General features: G+C 44.2%; 17 protein-coding genes. 16 read left to right on the plus strand and 1 reads right to left on the minus strand.

What is annotated here, in order from left to right:
• Nucleotides 1-21 precede the first annotated feature (21 nt).
• From DW896_RS10400 to DW896_RS10485, 16 genes are all read left to right on the plus strand, one after another.
• The gene (locus DW896_RS10400) at nucleotides 22-357 is read left to right on the plus strand and encodes a hypothetical protein (protein ID WP_007570681.1); all 336 of its coding nucleotides are present in this window, start codon (nucleotides 22-24) and stop codon (nucleotides 355-357) included.
• A gap of 73 nt (nucleotides 358-430) precedes the next feature.
• The gene (locus DW896_RS10405; RefSeq protein WP_005643591.1) at nucleotides 431-1,132 is read left to right on the plus strand and encodes a PoNe immunity protein domain-containing protein; all 702 of its coding nucleotides are present in this window, start codon (nucleotides 431-433) and stop codon (nucleotides 1,130-1,132) included.
• A gap of 9 nt (nucleotides 1,133-1,141) precedes the next feature.
• The gene (locus DW896_RS10410; protein WP_117588480.1) at nucleotides 1,142-1,663 is read left to right on the plus strand and encodes a hypothetical protein; all 522 of its coding nucleotides are present in this window, start codon (nucleotides 1,142-1,144) and stop codon (nucleotides 1,661-1,663) included.
• A 103-nt stretch (nucleotides 1,664-1,766) separates the two neighbouring features.
• Entirely contained in the window at nucleotides 1,767-2,321 is a 555-nt protein-coding gene (locus tag DW896_RS10415) for an imm11 family protein (protein WP_117542726.1), read from the plus strand.
• A 512-nt stretch (nucleotides 2,322-2,833) separates the two neighbouring features.
• A complete protein-coding gene (locus tag DW896_RS10425) occupies nucleotides 2,834-3,781 on the plus strand; it encodes a hypothetical protein (RefSeq protein ID WP_007482667.1) in 948 nt (315 codons plus the stop codon).
• Nucleotides 3,782-3,848: 67 nt separating this feature from the next.
• Nucleotides 3,849-4,598 carry a hypothetical protein gene (locus tag DW896_RS10430; RefSeq protein WP_007482664.1) on the plus strand — a complete coding sequence of 250 codons (750 nt, stop codon included), beginning with the start codon at nucleotides 3,849-3,851 and terminating at the stop codon, nucleotides 4,596-4,598.
• Between the two features lie 73 nt (nucleotides 4,599-4,671).
• The gene (locus DW896_RS21875; RefSeq protein ID WP_007482662.1) at nucleotides 4,672-5,064 is read left to right on the plus strand and encodes a hypothetical protein; all 393 of its coding nucleotides are present in this window, start codon (nucleotides 4,672-4,674) and stop codon (nucleotides 5,062-5,064) included.
• Between the two features lie 72 nt (nucleotides 5,065-5,136).
• The gene (locus tag DW896_RS10440; protein WP_007482659.1) at nucleotides 5,137-5,730 is read left to right on the plus strand and encodes a hypothetical protein; all 594 of its coding nucleotides are present in this window, start codon (nucleotides 5,137-5,139) and stop codon (nucleotides 5,728-5,730) included.
• Between the two features lie 47 nt (nucleotides 5,731-5,777).
• Nucleotides 5,778-6,356: a hypothetical protein gene (locus DW896_RS10445; RefSeq protein ID WP_007482658.1), complete on the plus strand. Its 579-nt coding sequence runs from the start codon at nucleotides 5,778-5,780 to the stop codon at nucleotides 6,354-6,356.
• A 62-nt stretch (nucleotides 6,357-6,418) separates the two neighbouring features.
• Nucleotides 6,419-6,886, plus strand: coding sequence for a hypothetical protein (locus DW896_RS10450; protein WP_007482656.1), 468 nt, complete (start codon nucleotides 6,419-6,421; stop codon nucleotides 6,884-6,886).
• Between the two features lie 22 nt (nucleotides 6,887-6,908).
• Complete coding sequence (locus DW896_RS10455) at nucleotides 6,909-7,367, plus strand: hypothetical protein (RefSeq protein WP_118418008.1); 459 nt, start codon at nucleotides 6,909-6,911, stop codon at nucleotides 7,365-7,367.
• A gap of 28 nt (nucleotides 7,368-7,395) precedes the next feature.
• The gene (locus DW896_RS10460) at nucleotides 7,396-8,238 is read left to right on the plus strand and encodes an AraC family transcriptional regulator (RefSeq protein WP_032535963.1); all 843 of its coding nucleotides are present in this window, start codon (nucleotides 7,396-7,398) and stop codon (nucleotides 8,236-8,238) included.
• A 31-nt stretch (nucleotides 8,239-8,269) separates the two neighbouring features.
• Nucleotides 8,270-9,172, plus strand: coding sequence for an RteC domain-containing protein (locus DW896_RS10465; protein ID WP_007482647.1), 903 nt, complete (start codon nucleotides 8,270-8,272; stop codon nucleotides 9,170-9,172).
• Between the two features lie 35 nt (nucleotides 9,173-9,207).
• Complete coding sequence (locus DW896_RS10470) at nucleotides 9,208-9,636, plus strand: helix-turn-helix domain-containing protein (RefSeq protein ID WP_007482646.1); 429 nt, start codon at nucleotides 9,208-9,210, stop codon at nucleotides 9,634-9,636.
• The gene (locus DW896_RS10475; RefSeq protein ID WP_007565634.1) at nucleotides 9,599-11,671 is read left to right on the plus strand and encodes a bifunctional DNA primase/helicase; all 2,073 of its coding nucleotides are present in this window, start codon (nucleotides 9,599-9,601) and stop codon (nucleotides 11,669-11,671) included. The genes DW896_RS10470 and DW896_RS10475 overlap by 38 nt, the downstream gene beginning before the upstream one ends.
• Before the next feature lie 408 nt (nucleotides 11,672-12,079).
• Nucleotides 12,080-12,598, plus strand: coding sequence for a dihydrofolate reductase family protein (locus DW896_RS10485; RefSeq protein WP_118420328.1), 519 nt, complete (start codon nucleotides 12,080-12,082; stop codon nucleotides 12,596-12,598).
• A gap of 96 nt (nucleotides 12,599-12,694) precedes the next feature.
• On the opposite strand, the gene DW896_RS10490 is transcribed toward DW896_RS10485, so the two are convergent.
• Nucleotides 12,695-14,782 carry a type IA DNA topoisomerase gene (locus tag DW896_RS10490; RefSeq protein WP_119993205.1) on the minus strand — a complete coding sequence of 696 codons (2,088 nt, stop codon included), beginning with the start codon at nucleotides 14,780-14,782 and terminating at the stop codon, nucleotides 12,695-12,697.
• Nucleotides 14,783-14,784 lie beyond the last annotated feature (2 nt).

Below are 14,784 nucleotides of genomic sequence, written 5' to 3' on the forward strand. Positions count from 1 at the left end.
TGAACAATTAGAGTACACGATATGAGAAATGAAATTTTACAGTTGAAAGATTTAGGTCGTATGCCTAATGAAAGTATCAATGATTCTGATAGCATTGATGAGTTGATAAATGCTTATGATACTTTATTAGAACAAATACAATTCCCCATATCATTTGATGAAGCTATGGTGTTGGTACAAATCTTCCCTGAAAATGCTTTTTATGATTTGCAGTGGAGCTTACTAAGACTTGTAGAGTCCGTTTGTGTTGATGATGATAGGTATATTCAATTAATAAACTCTTGCCCAAGTCAAGAATGGCGGGACACTCTAAATGCTCGCTATGCAAATTATAAAAAGGCACAAGAGGTAAAGTAAGTTCATAACAAGCCGGGATAACGGACTAACGCCGTTCCCCGTCCAGCCATTAACATCAAAACAGTGTACCATAATGGAAACAAGAGATAAACTTTTTACAGAAGAACAGTATTTAAAGCAACTGAAATTGTATAATGAAGAAATTCTTTATTATGAACAAAAGCATCTTTCAGGTAAACATATAGGTTACGATTCTTTGTTCAATTATAGGCTTCGTTCTTTATTGGTACAGTATTCTATGGGACAGGATATTGATAATCTGAAAAATAATTATGTGGAAACCCTCAAAACGATGCCGAGATTTTGGACGGATAACGGATTTTATATTGAAATGTTATGGCTTCTGTCAATAGGCATTATGTTGGATTACGAAGACAACCTTATACAAAGTTTGGTTCAACTGATAAAAGACAGGGAAGCAAAAGACTATATTTATGACACCTTGATTAGATACAGATTTCTTGATTGGGAAAGGACAACAAACAAAGTATTATATCCGTCACCCTATCAAGCAGCTATCACTGTTACAGAGTTGGCTGAACAAGACAAGGCAGAAGCGATGAAACGATTAGAAAAATACCTCAAAAAAGAATGGTATCGAGGACATTCTGATTTATCTTGGCATGACGACCATAAATATGGTATCAACCATGACGGTTATTGGTGTTTTGAAAGCGGTGCATTGGTCAAGGTCTTGGGGCTGAATGATAGCAGCCTGAAAGGGTTGCCCTACTATCCATACGACATGGTACATTGGAATGACAACATTAAATAAAGAAAAGGTATGAGTTACTCTGTTTGTGCATATTTGATAGAAGCCGATAAGGTAAGGTCTGTTTACGGGGCTTGTGATAATCAGCTTATAAACCAATTAAAGGTTGCGTTGAAGCAGGAACTTGACTGTTTGAACGATTCTTTCAGCAATAGCCTAAACACGGATAAAGATGCTTATGCGGTATTAGCAGACATTGTGAACGGAAAAATCCGTTATCCCGAAATTGCTTTCATGTACGGGTATGTATATGAAAAGATTTGCAACCATTATGGAACGCAAATCTACTGTGCGGAAAACCTTTGGCAACTGGATAGTCAAAGTACATTCATCCCTATTCCATTGAGCAGTGATTTTCCCTATATTATCAGCATACCCGTTTCTGAATTGGAGAGTAAGCGTACGGAATACACCTCGCTGAAAGAGGGTAACGGTATCGGAGATTATGACTATGAGCAGGAAATGGACGACCTGAATTTCATTTTCGATGAAGCCTTTGAAGCGCAAAAAGACCTCGTGATTATGGTTTATTGATATGGTACACTGGTGTGAGAATAAATATGATGTTAACGAAGCGTGATAACGCCTTACAGCGTTCCCCGCTGAACCATTATCAGTAATTAAATAGTGTAACATTATGAATATATATGAAATTGGACAAGACTTTGATAATTACAAGTTCTTTGTATTCAAGGAAGATGATGAGTCAAATAAAGGCGTTTGGGATTATAATGGTCAATCACTTATTAATGAGTGGAAAGGGCTTAGTCTGGAACTGTTTAGAGATAAAAGGAAAAAGAAAGACAAACGAAGTGAGGAGTTTGATGCATCTTGTTATTTTTCCGGTTGTCTGATAGTAAATAAAAGAACTTCCTTATTACTCTCTGAAAAGCTGAAAGGGCAAATAGAAGTTTTACCTGTCAATGTGGACGGGAACGCTTCAGGTTATTATTTTATAAATGTATTGAATACAGTCGATGCCTTAAATATAGAGTCCAAGAGCAATGAAGAAATCTTGAAGATGATGAGGGATAATAATGGTATTTTCAATAAAGGAAATATCGGTTCATATATCATATTTCGGGATAGTCTGTTTAATAACAATTATTATTGCACAGATGAATTTGTAGATTTTGTGAAGCAAAATTCAATCACAGGATTAAAATTTACATGTGCAGGTATCGCAAAATAAATCACTGATAACAAGCCAAGTTAGCTGCTAAACGCAGCTCCTTGTCAAACCATTAATGGTAATTAAGTATGATAGATTATTTATTTTTCAAATTTTATAGGCTATGGAAATACAGTTCTTATTCCGAAATAGCGGTTTATGCAGCTTTGTTAATTCTCGCTGTATTTCTGAATTGTAATATTCACACAATATGGGGAGTATTGGAACAATATAAAATATTGCCTTATCCAACGCGAACAATGTATAATGTGTCTTTAGGGCTGATATTCATTCTTTTATGTATTCGTTTCTACTGGAAAAGAAGGTATAAAGCTGTCATAGAGAAGTTTAATGAAAAGCCTAATAAGAATAATCTATTGATACTTATATTATACATTTTCCTTTCGTTGTTTCTCTTTGTTTTAGAGGCTTTTTATAGTAAAGGGAAAATATAAATATACCATTAACAACGCAGGATAACGGCAAGCCGTTCCCTGCTGAACCATTAGTAGCAATCAGAAACAAATAGTAGTATGGAACATTTCAAAGAAGTACCAGATGTAAATCGGTTAATAATATCTCCTCTCTATTTAAGAGAAGGATTAGAGTTTGCAAAAAATCAAGGCTATAATGATATTTTAATATCAACGGACGACATCGGCATCAGTGGTGTTTCCTGTAAACACACATTAAATGTAAGTCTAATATGTGAATATGATTTTATTGAAACCTTGATTATTTCAGGGTACGACTTTACAATAGAACCATGCAATTTAAATCAACTAAGTGTTTTACCGCACTTAAAAAAATTGGGACTTTGGATTGACAAGGTCTTTACTATTGATTTCAGTTTGTTTCCCAAACTTGAAGAATTGAAGTATTATCATACAAAACAAACAGAAAATGTAGATACTTTAATAAACTTGAAACGACTGCATATTTATAATCTCAAATCAGAAGATTTGAAAGAACTGAAAAGCATGAATTTGTTAGAAGAACTGACACTATGGGATGCCAAAAATATAAATTTGAATGGTTTATGTCAATTAACTAACATAAGAACGTTGGAGATTGTTCGTTCTCGAAAAATGATAGATATTAGAGGTTTATGTAATTCAAATAGACTTAAAGAATTATCATTATATTATTGCAATAACATAACGGACATTAGTGTTTTGAACCGTTTATCAAGAGTTAAAATACTTAGATTACGTAACTGTAAACGACTTCAAGATTTAACCCAATTAGTACCCAACAATACGATTAAGCAGATTAGTATTTCAAGTCTAAAAGACTTGAAATTTTTGGCAGGAATGAAGAAACTCAAATTCTTGCATTTTGATGATGTAATTGATGGAGATATATCCCCATTATTGGACTCTTCTTTAGAGTTTGTAGGTATGGTTTCAAAAAAGAAATATTCCCATACAGAAAAGGAAGTGAACCTAATACTGGAAAGAAACCGATTGAATAATAAATAGCTACTAACAAACCGGGCTAACGCTTACAGCGTTCCCCGCTTAGCCATTATAAACAGTAATGCAAAATATGAAACAGAAAATATACCATATCATTATCTTTTTACTCTTTTGGTTTTGTGGAGTAGCCTATTCACAAAATCCCAAAGCAGATATTTTGCAGCAAGACCTTTCGGGCTTGTTTGACAATTTAAGCATGATTGGCATATTAGGAGAAGATTGTAGCCGAATTGATATTCATATTACCGAAGTTCGGAAAATGGATAGTAGAGAATATGAGATAAAGGGTATCAGTCGTACCCGATTATCCGTAATCTGTCCGTTTAAGGGAAAGGTTTGTGTAGATAGCATTTCTTCCTGTTCCCAAATGATAAAAAGTGAATATACGGAATTGGACGGTTTCATATACGGGTATTACTCGTTTGCGGAATACGGAGATAAACGATATAGCGGTACATTCTCCGGTTCTTTCAAGCAGGGGTATCGGATGAGCGGACAGCAAATAGAGAAAGGACGGAATGAAATAGCAGAACTGAAATTGAACTTATCTGAATATCGGGGTAAGTGGAAATCCGCAAAGGGACTGACAAAAGTCTGTTCTTGGGCAGATGAGATTATACCCGATACTCCTGCAAACTTCTGCCTGTTTAATGATGCAGGCGAATGGATTGTATCACCGAAATATCGTAAGAATGGTTGGGAAAATCTATATAATGCCTATCACAATGAAAATCTGACAACGGACGAGATACAAAAGGCTCGTGAGGTGGAAGAACAGGAATGGTGGGTAAATAAAAGCCAATCATGCAAAGTAATTTGAGTTTATAACAAAGCGTGATAACGCCTAACAGCGTTCCCCGCTTAGCCATTACTAACAATACGAATAACTCTTTATGATAAAATTCATTTTAGATGCGATGTATTATCAGATATTCATATTTAATAGGGATAAATTTATATTGGAAAATCCACATGAGCGGACGATACAGATAATATGTGGAATATTATTTCTTCCTGTTATAGTATTGGCATATCTACTGATAGAGGAGAATTTCAATTATAAAACCCCTTTTGTGTTTTTCATCATAATCTATGTTTTATTATACAAGACATTCTGTTCGTATTATATCAAAAGGAAAAAAGGTATGGAAATTATAAGGAGTAAACCTCTGATATTTAATAGCCAAAAGGTTTCTTCCTTCATATCATGGATGATTTATCCCATTTTGGTTGTATTACTTTATTTTATAATAACACATCGTCATTGGCTAAAAATTATACAATAAAGATTTAATAAGTTAGTAACAACGAAAGATAGCATCTGACGATGCTCCTTTCTAATCATTAGATATAAAGACATGAGAATATTTGTATTGTATTGTTTGTTCCTTTTCCCACTTAGCTATGTTATAGCGAAAAACGGCTATGTGGAACAAAATTCAGTAAAGTATCATTTTTTGACTGAACAAGATACCCTTTATATAGAAACAGAAAAAACAGAATTTGAAACTCTATATAGGCTGTGTTTTAATCAGCACGATGAAAAGAAGGTCATTTTTGAGTTGAAAGCGGTAGATGATAGCAATATTGACTTCGTGCAAAGCTATACAATCAATGGAGTGAGAAAGTTTGATTGCTTTGCTGTGTATGATAATGTGGCAGACGGAAACCGTTTCCTGTTCTTTGATTATGAAAATCAAGCAGCTTACATAACGCCTACTTGTTTTTCCGGTTTCTATCCGATATGCAGTTCTGTGGACTTTTCAAAAACGGAAGTTTTATTACAAAATGAGCACTCCCATTTGAAACAGCTAAACGACACATTAAGTATTGATAGTAAAGTGGCTTATGTACCATTTAACTGTAATAATCGAATTATAAAGGCAACTTTAGTTCCATATCCTCAAGCGAGAAAGGGCAATAGATATCTAATAACGAAAGATAGCATCTAACGATGCTCCTTTCTAAGCATTCAAGGCATTAGCTGTAATTATATGACATGAAAATCTATGAGAATAAAATATTGAGAATACTTGGATTTATTTTTATTTGGATTTATGTATTCGGTGTGGGCATTTGTTTTGCCGGAAGGTGGTATGCCATTGGAATACCGGGAGTGGTTTTATTGCTTGTATGGTTAAATCACAATCTTATAGGTGCTGCTATTCGTAGATATAGAGCAAGGCAGGCAATCAAACAGATAAAAAAGCATGGAACACGATTATCGGTTGATTTAAGCCAATGTAAAGTCAGTGCGCAGAAATGGAGTAGCAAGAAGTCAAGGATGCAAGAGCCAGTCTTTAAGGTATTCAATTCATGGGAAACCCAGTTTTGGAATGGTGTTAGCGGCTCTTTGTTTCCTGACATTTATCATAGTGAACAAGTAGTGTCCACTGCAATATGCACCGTGACGTACACCACCCCATACAAAGGAAAGACAAAAACATTTCGCAGTGATGCAATTTTGAAGGAAAAAGTTTCATTGGAAATGCTATTGCAATATTATGGAGTGGCAACGATTTACATAAATCCGAAGAATGACAATCAATATTATTTTGATTTGGATTTTCTAAAATAGATACAGCTAACAACGCAGGATAACGGACAAGCCGTTCCCTGCTAACCATTAACAATAGTGCGATGAATAAAACTGTTCAATCCATAATAGCATTGACAGCTTTCAGTGCTTTGCTGATAGCCATAACATTATTTTGTGGTGGCTTAGGCTTTGGTCGTCTGTTCGGAATATATGGCATTATGGAATATTGTCTTTTGGGTATGCTTGTAATAATAGATATACTGGTAATCTACAAGGTCTATAAACTATATGCAATGCAGCCTAAAACCATAATGTTATTGTTGGGTTTGGAATGTTGCTCTATCCTTTTGTGGCTTGCCTTTATCTGTATAGACCAAAGTTTATTGGATTGGCAAATTACAAACTTCATATTGCAAGCTGTTTGTTTAGACGGCTTCACGGGAGATGAACGAGGATTGAATATGCTTGCAGTCTTATGTGGCATTGTTTATCCCCTTATTGGGATTGGGTGTTTATTCACCGGATTGGGATTTGTAAATAAGTTAGTAACAACGAAAGATAGCATCTGACGGCGTTCCTTTCCAAGCCATTATGAATAAAGGAATAAAAAATACAGATAACTATTTTGAACGAGTGAAGCAACGTGCAAACCGGACGAATTACAGATACTATTTTTTTGACTACCTATATTTCAAGGGAGAGGTTTGGGGCAAGAAGATAGGGCGGATGTCAGGTTTTATACTGCTGTTTTGGTATTGGTGGTGGGTAGTAGTTCTGCCCGGCAACTTTCTCCTGATTAACAGTGTACCGGAATGGTCGTCCTTACATCTTGGCTATTTAGGTGCAATGTTTTTGCTTATTTGTGTATTTATTCTTGCACGATACAGGAAAGCCCGTGTACAGGCATTGTTGAACCGCTACCGCCGCTCTAAGCATATCAGCGCAGTACAGGCATATTTTCTGTTCCTGCTGCCCTTTGTACTTTTCTTCTTAGAAACATGGCTGTCCGATGAATGGGGTTGGACGGATTGCGTGAAGTGGAACAAATGATATGTCATTCATATATAAAACATCAGATATGGAACAACGGATTACATCATTATTGCTTCCCGCTCCCGAAGCGGAGTTGGAAGCGTCCTGCAAGGAACTGGACGAAAAGGTAACATGGCTGCTGCACAACAGCCGGAAAATGGACAACTACTTGGAACTTGAACCGTTCAGCAAGGACGGGCGGCTGTGCGCCCACGTGTGCGACACGCTCAAAAGCCTGCCGGAAACGCCGACACTGGCGGCATACAAGGACTACAAGGCAATCATTATCCTGCTGGGTATGTCCACCACCCATTACGCCATACTTGACGAACTGGCGGAACAGCACCGCAAGCGGGACGAGATACCCGAACTGACCGCCTACTGCGATGCGCTCCACTGGATGCGACCGGGACGGCAGTACCTCTGCAACGTGTACAACACGGTATGCCACGCTTTCCACCTGCTGCGGAGAAACCCGGTAAGGGGCAACCGACTGCTGGTGACGGAAAAGGAACTGCGCCACGCCGAACGGATGCTGCCGGAACTGGGCAGGCAGACGTTCACCGAAATGGTACGTCTGAAAGGCTACATGGTCTATGATGCCGAGAAACTGGCGGACAAATGCGGCATGGAATACGGCTCGTTCCGGCGAAAGGTAAAGAAAATGACCGGGTACACGGCTAAGGAATGGGTGATAAAGGAACGGGTAAAGGACGTGGAACACTACCTGTTGAACACAAACCTCACGCTTACCGAAGTGGCGTTCACCACCGGGTTCGCATCGACATCGAACCTGAACGACTTCTGCAAGGCGTATCTTTTAGATACCCCCGGAGAAATACGCAGAAAAGCGCAGGAAACAAGAAAATGCACAGTTACAAGAACGTAATGTGAAAAATCAAGAATAAAACTGATTTTTTATGCCCGTAACTTTGTGCTTCATAAAAGATAAGCACAAGGTTATGGAACATAAGATACCGTTGGAAACATACTTCGCCGGACTGCTTCAAAAAGTGGAATGGCAGATACAGGAATACGAGGACACCGCAGCGGACACGCTGACGCTCTGCCGCCTATGCGTGGACTACCTGCAAGAGATACTGGGCGAACTCAAAACCTTTATAATCTCCTACCCGTTCGCCAGCACGGAAGAAGAAATACACTTCTTCAAGGAACTGAAACCGCTTTTAGCGAGCAAAATCATCTATTACAATACCGTTTACAAGATAGAGGTGCGCTTCCCCAGCGGCAGCGAGGACGTGCAGCGGGACTACCTGCTGTCGGAAACCGACCGGATTTCAAGGTCGTTCCAGCGGAACTTGGCGTTCTACCAGTACCACCGAACGAAAGCCACCTACTTGGACAGGCAGTATTTCATACGTGGGAAGCCTGACATACAAATCATCGTGGACAGTTTCTATTACGAAACAGACCCACAGTTCAGCACCAGTCACGATTTCAAGGTAGCCAAGATTTTAGCCAACGAACTGCTGGAAATATACCTCACCAACCGTCTGCACGAGCTGGAACGCCGGGAACAGCGCAAGCGGGTGAAGAACGGCTTCATGGGCAGGCTGTTGCGCTGGACGGGGACGAAAAGGGCGTTGGTGGAACTTATCTACGCACTGGACGCCTGCGGCTGTCTGAACAAGGGAACGGTTGATATTAAGGAGATTGTAGCCTACTTTGAATACGTGTTCGACATAGACCTCGGCGACTTCTACCACACCTACATGGAACTAAAAGCCAAGACCAAAGACCGAACGGGCTTCCTCTCCACCCTGAAAGACAGGTTGCTGATGCGCATGAGGGAGCAGGATTAGGCAACCGTGCTTTAACAAAATTTATTTCGCCACAGGTGGGTACATCTGTGGCGTTTTATTTTTCAGGACACCCGAACTTTGCGGCAAATCAATCAGTTACCGTTATGGAAATAATAACATTCGAGTCCAAAGCCTACAAGGAACTGGACAACAAGATTACCGCCATTGCCGACTACATCTTCAACCACATGGAAACGGCAAGGCAAAGCGAGGAAGACATGTGGGTGGACAGCTACGAGGTCTGCACGTTCCTGAAAATAAGCGAAAAGACCCTGCAACGCCTGCGGGTGTCGGGGACTATCGCCTATTCCAACATCAGGGGACGCTACTTCTACAAGGTCAGCGAGATACGCCGGATGCTGGAAGAACGCCTGATAAGGAGCAACAAGGAGAACATCGACAACCTGATAACCAACCACCAGTTGTATGCTAAGGAAAGAGGAAATCTTAGAAAGGACAAGTAACGGGCTGGCGGTGTTCAAACACTACCTGCCCGGAAACTGGCGCATAGGTCGCAACTTCCTTAACCCGCTGTACGAGGACAGCAAGGCTTCCTGCAACATCTACTTCGACCGCCGGGGCGGTATCTACAAGATGAAAGACTTCGGCAACGACAGTTATAGCGGCGACTGTTTCTTCCTCGTGGGGCAGTTAAAGGGGCTGGACTGCAACCGGGCGGCTGACTTCGTGGAGATACTGGAAATCATCGACCGGGACTTGGGTTTGGGGCTGGCTTCCGGCACTCCGGTTTCCGTTCCCCCGGCAACCGTCCGCCGGGCAGTGCCGGACAAACCCGAAGAAACGTCCGAAAAGCCCGTCAAGCCCTACCAGTTCCGGGAACAGAAGTTCCCGCTTGCCGAACTGGTGTACTGGCAACAGTACGGCATCACGCCCGAACTGCTGGAACGTTACAAGGTCTGCTCGCTCCGGGAGTATCACAGCGAAACGGCAGAGGGCAAACCGTACACCTACACTTCATCGGTGGCAGAACCCATGTACGGCTACAAGGGCAAACAGCACATCAAGCTGTACCGCCCGTTCTCCACGCCCCGCTTCCTCTACGGCGGCAGCTTCGGCGAGAACTACAGTTTCGGGCTGGAACAACTGCCAGCCAAAGGCGACACGCTATTCATCACGGGCGGCGAGAAAGACGTGCTTTCGCTGGCGGCGCACGGTTTTCACGCTATCTGCTTCAACAGCGAAACGGTGACTATCCCTCCCACGCTGGTCTATCGGCTGACGTTCCGCTTCAAGCACATCGTCCTGCTCTTTGACATGGACAAGACGGGCAGGGAAAGTTCATGCAAGCAGGAAAAACTATTGGAAGAATTTGGCGTGAAACGCCTGCTGCTCCCGCTTCCGGGAACGAAAGAGGAAAAGGACATATCCGACTACTTCAAAGCCGGGAACACCCGTGAAGATTTCCTGAAGCTGTTTATCGAATTTTTAGACAACCTGTATAGCGACACATTGATTATGCTAAAATCATGCGAGATAGATTTCAACAACCCGCCCGCCAAAGCACAAGAGATTATTTCGGCGGGTGACGTTCCGCTGGGGACACAAGGCAACCTGTTCGGCATCACCGGGGGCGAGGGAACGGGAAAGAGCAATTATGTAGCCGCAATCGTGGCGGGCTGCATCTGCCCGGCTGGTGCGGAAGTAGATACGCTGGGCATACAGATAACCGCCAACGGCAGGCACAAGGCGGTCTTGCTTTACGATACCGAGCAATCGGAAGTGCAACTGTTCAAGAATGTAAGCAACCTGCTGGCACGTGCCAAACAGCCGGACAAACCCGATGAACTCAAAGCGTTCTGCCTGACGGGTATGTCACGCAAAGAACGCTTGAACGCCATTGTGCAGAGCATGGATAAGTTTTACTACCAGTACGGCGGCATCCAGTTGGTCGTCATTGACGGCATCGCCGACCTTGTTAAGAGTGCCAACGATGAAGCGGAAAGCGTGGCGGTGATAGATGAACTTTATCGGCTGGCTGGCATCTACAACACGTGTATTCTGTGCGTGCTGCATTTCGTCCCCAACGGTTTGAAGCTGCGGGGACATTTGGGCAGCGAGTTGCAGCGCAAGGCGGCTACAATCCTTTCGATAGAGAAAGACGATGAACCCGCCCAGTCGGTGGTGAAAGCCCTGAAAGTAAGGGACGGAAGCCCGCTGGACGTGCCGCTGATGCTCTTTGCATGGGACAAGGAAGCCGGGATGCACGTGTACAAGGGCGAGAAGCCCCGTGAGGAAAAGGAGAAACGCAAGGAAAGGGAACTGGTGAATGTCGCACATGACATCTTCGGGCGGCAGACACGCATCACCTACATAGACCTTTGCGAGCAGTTGCAGCAGGTATTGGACATCAAGGAGCGCACCGCAAAGAGCTATATCCGCTTCATGCGGGAAAGGGACATCATCACCAAAGACACGGCGAACCAAAGCTGTTTTGTCATCGGTTCATATCATCTTCAAAGGAACGCAAGCTGCCCGTAGGCGTATGGGCTGAACTTGTGTATTTTTAGGTGCTTGTGTCCTGCCCTGTTGTGATAACACGGCAGGATTTTTTCTGTTTGCACGTGATTTTTCAGGGTATTTGCTTAACTTTGCAGAAGTTACACGGAAAAGTAACGGCAGTTGGACGGCGGTTGCCGGAATATTGCCTTTATATATAACATATACGTTCGCCGAACGTCCCAAAGTAGAAAACTGGCACTTTTCAAAATGTGGGGATATTCAGCGCAGGATATGCTATGCGTTTGTCATAGCGTGGCTGCACTGTTTCCACATTTGGGTATGCCAGTACCTCTACTTTGAAACAGCGTCATGCCACGCTTTCTTTTTTGGGGTTGCGGCTAACGTGCCAAGACAGTAGGGATTTATATCACTTTAATACCTGACAATATGGAACAAATCAAAGCGCACATCGCCGTATCGCTGGACGGGCATACCGCCACGCCGGACTATGAACTGGACTGGATGCCCCGTGAGGTCAAGGAACTGGCGGCAAGGGAACACGCCGCCGCAAGCTGCCTGCTTATGGGGGCGAACACCTACAACTACATCTTTGAACACTGGGGCGGGTGGCCGCACAAAAGCAAGCGGTCTTTTGTGGTGTCACACTACGACACCAACGTGACGCCGGACTGCGGCGTGGAGTTCCTGACCGAAGAACCGCTGCAAAGGGTCTATGAACTGAAACAGAAAACCGACATATTGGTAGTTGGCGGCGGCAAGCTGCTTACTTCATTGATTAAAGCCGGATTGCTGGACAGCCTGACTATCTACACCGTCCCAGTCATGGCGGGCAAAGGCATCGGCTTTATCGGGGAAACATTCGGCTCACATTGGAAACTCTCGGAAAGCAGGGTGCTGGATAACGGGGTGGTCTGTTCGACCTACCTGTTTGGCGGGAGCGTATAAAAAATGCGCCCGGTTCCCGCCGGGCGCAACCACTAAAATTTCAATTATTATAAGTTGTAAAACCTATCACAATGAAATTTCAGTGGCAAAGATAGGCTATTTCTTCGGTTTCGCTTTCTTTTCGGGAAATGAAAAACCGATATTGAACTGTTCGTCCAGCACAAGCGAAGCATCGAAAGCCTTGCCGTTCTTGCCCTTGAAGCCCTTGATTAGCCCTGTCTTGCGTTTCGTCGCCAGCTCGACAATCTGCTTGTCGGAAAGCTGCTTGTCGCACTTGTTGCGGAATATGGTAAGCGTGCAGTCCACGTTGGAACACTTCGCCACTTTCGGGTAGAACAGGATGCGCCCGTTATTGCATTTGGGGCAGGAACAAGTTTCGCCATTGGCGATAGATAACTGCACCGATAGCAATTCCGCCGTGATTTGAGCGGCGTACACCTCAATGCCCTTTCGGAACATGTCGGCATCCATGCTGCCCGCTTCTATCTTGGCAAGGGCGGTTTCCCACATGCCCGTCATTTCGACATCGGCAATCTTCTTGTCCCTGACAATCCTGTAAACGGCAAGCCCCTTGTCGGTGGGTACAAGGTTCTTCTTCTCACGCACGATGTACTGGCGGGCGAACAGCGTTTCGATAATCGCCGCACGGGTGGCGGGTGTGCCTATCCCGGCATCTTTCAGGCTGGCTTTCAGTTCGGCATCTTCCAGTTCCTTTCCGGCGTTCTCCATTGCCGCAAGCAGGCTGCTTTCCGTGTGCAGCGGTTTCGGCTTGGTCTGCTTTTCGAGCAGATCCACGCCGGAGAGTGGCAAATATTCTCCCTCTTGGAGTGGCGGCAGGCTGGCGGCTTCTTCATCCCCGCCCGTTTCCTGCTCGCCGAACACGGCACGCCACCCGGCTTCTTTCATCACAGACCCTTTCACCGTGAAGTCGGTATCTCCCCCTGACAGCAAGGCGGTGGTAACGTCTTTCACGCACTTGCCCGAAAAGGCTTCCAGCATACGCCCGGCTACCAGCTCGTAAACCGCCCGCTCGTCTTTGGAAAGTTCGCCGGGCAGGTTCTCGGTAATGATTAAGGCGTGGTGGTCGGTCACTTTGCTATCGTTCACGCTGCGGCGGTTCAGTGCCGCACCGTCCAGCCCGGCGGCATACCCGGCAAAGCGGGGGTATTGCCCCAGCAGGGCGACACGTTCCGGCATTTCATCGAAAACGTCCTCCGGGATATAGCGGCTTCCGGTTCGGGGGTAGGACATCACTTTCTTTTCATACAGGCTTTGCGCTATGGAAAGCGTCTTGTCAGCCGAGAAGTTCAGCTTCGTGTTCGCTTCCTTTTGCAGCGTGGTAAGGTCGTACAAAAGCGGCGGTTCTTGACAGGCTTCTTTCCTCTCAACGGATTTAACCACAAGTTGCCCGGCATCCTTTACCCGTTGCAGGGCGGCTATGGCTTCGGGCTGCTGTTCCCACTTGGCGGTCGATTGGGCGGTGAAACTTATTTCCTCGCTGGCGGTCGCCGCTTTGAGTTGCCAAAACTTGGCGGGTACGAAATTCTTGTTCTCCAAATAGCGGCTGCATATCATCACGAGCGTGGGTGTCTGCACCCTGCCCAGTGAGAACACCCCCTGCCCGGCGGCAACGCTCAACGCTTGGGTGGCGTTTATCCCTATCAGCCAGTCCGCTTCGCTGCGGGACTTGGCAGAAAGGTAGAGGTTATCGTAATATTCGCCCGGCTGCAAGTTATCCAGCCCCTCACGGATTGCCTTGTCGGTAAGGCTGCTTATCCACAGACGCACAAATGGTTTCCGACAGTTCAGGTAATGGAAGATATAGCGGAAGATTAGCTCACCCTCACGCCCGGCATCGGTGGCGACAATAATCTTGTCGCACTGGTCGAAAACTTCCTTTATCACTTTCAACTGTTTCAGCACGCCGGGGTCTGCCTTGTAGCCTTTCTCCGCTTTCACCTGACGGGGAATTAGCTGGAAATCGGGCGGCAGTATGGGCAGGCTCTCCCTGCGGAAGTTCGCCACGCCGTAGGCTTCCGGCATGGCAAGCTGGATTAAGTGGCCGAACGCCCATGTCACCATATACCCGTTGCCGGAAAGATAACCGTCATTACGCCCGGTCGCACCGATGATGCGGGCGATGTCCTTTGCCACGCTGGGCTTCTCTGCTATCAATGCAATCATAA

Origin of the sequence: Bacteroides sp. AM41-16 (assembly GCF_003603495.1) — a bacterium.
Lineage (GTDB): Bacteria > Bacteroidota > Bacteroidia > Bacteroidales > Bacteroidaceae > Bacteroides > Bacteroides uniformis.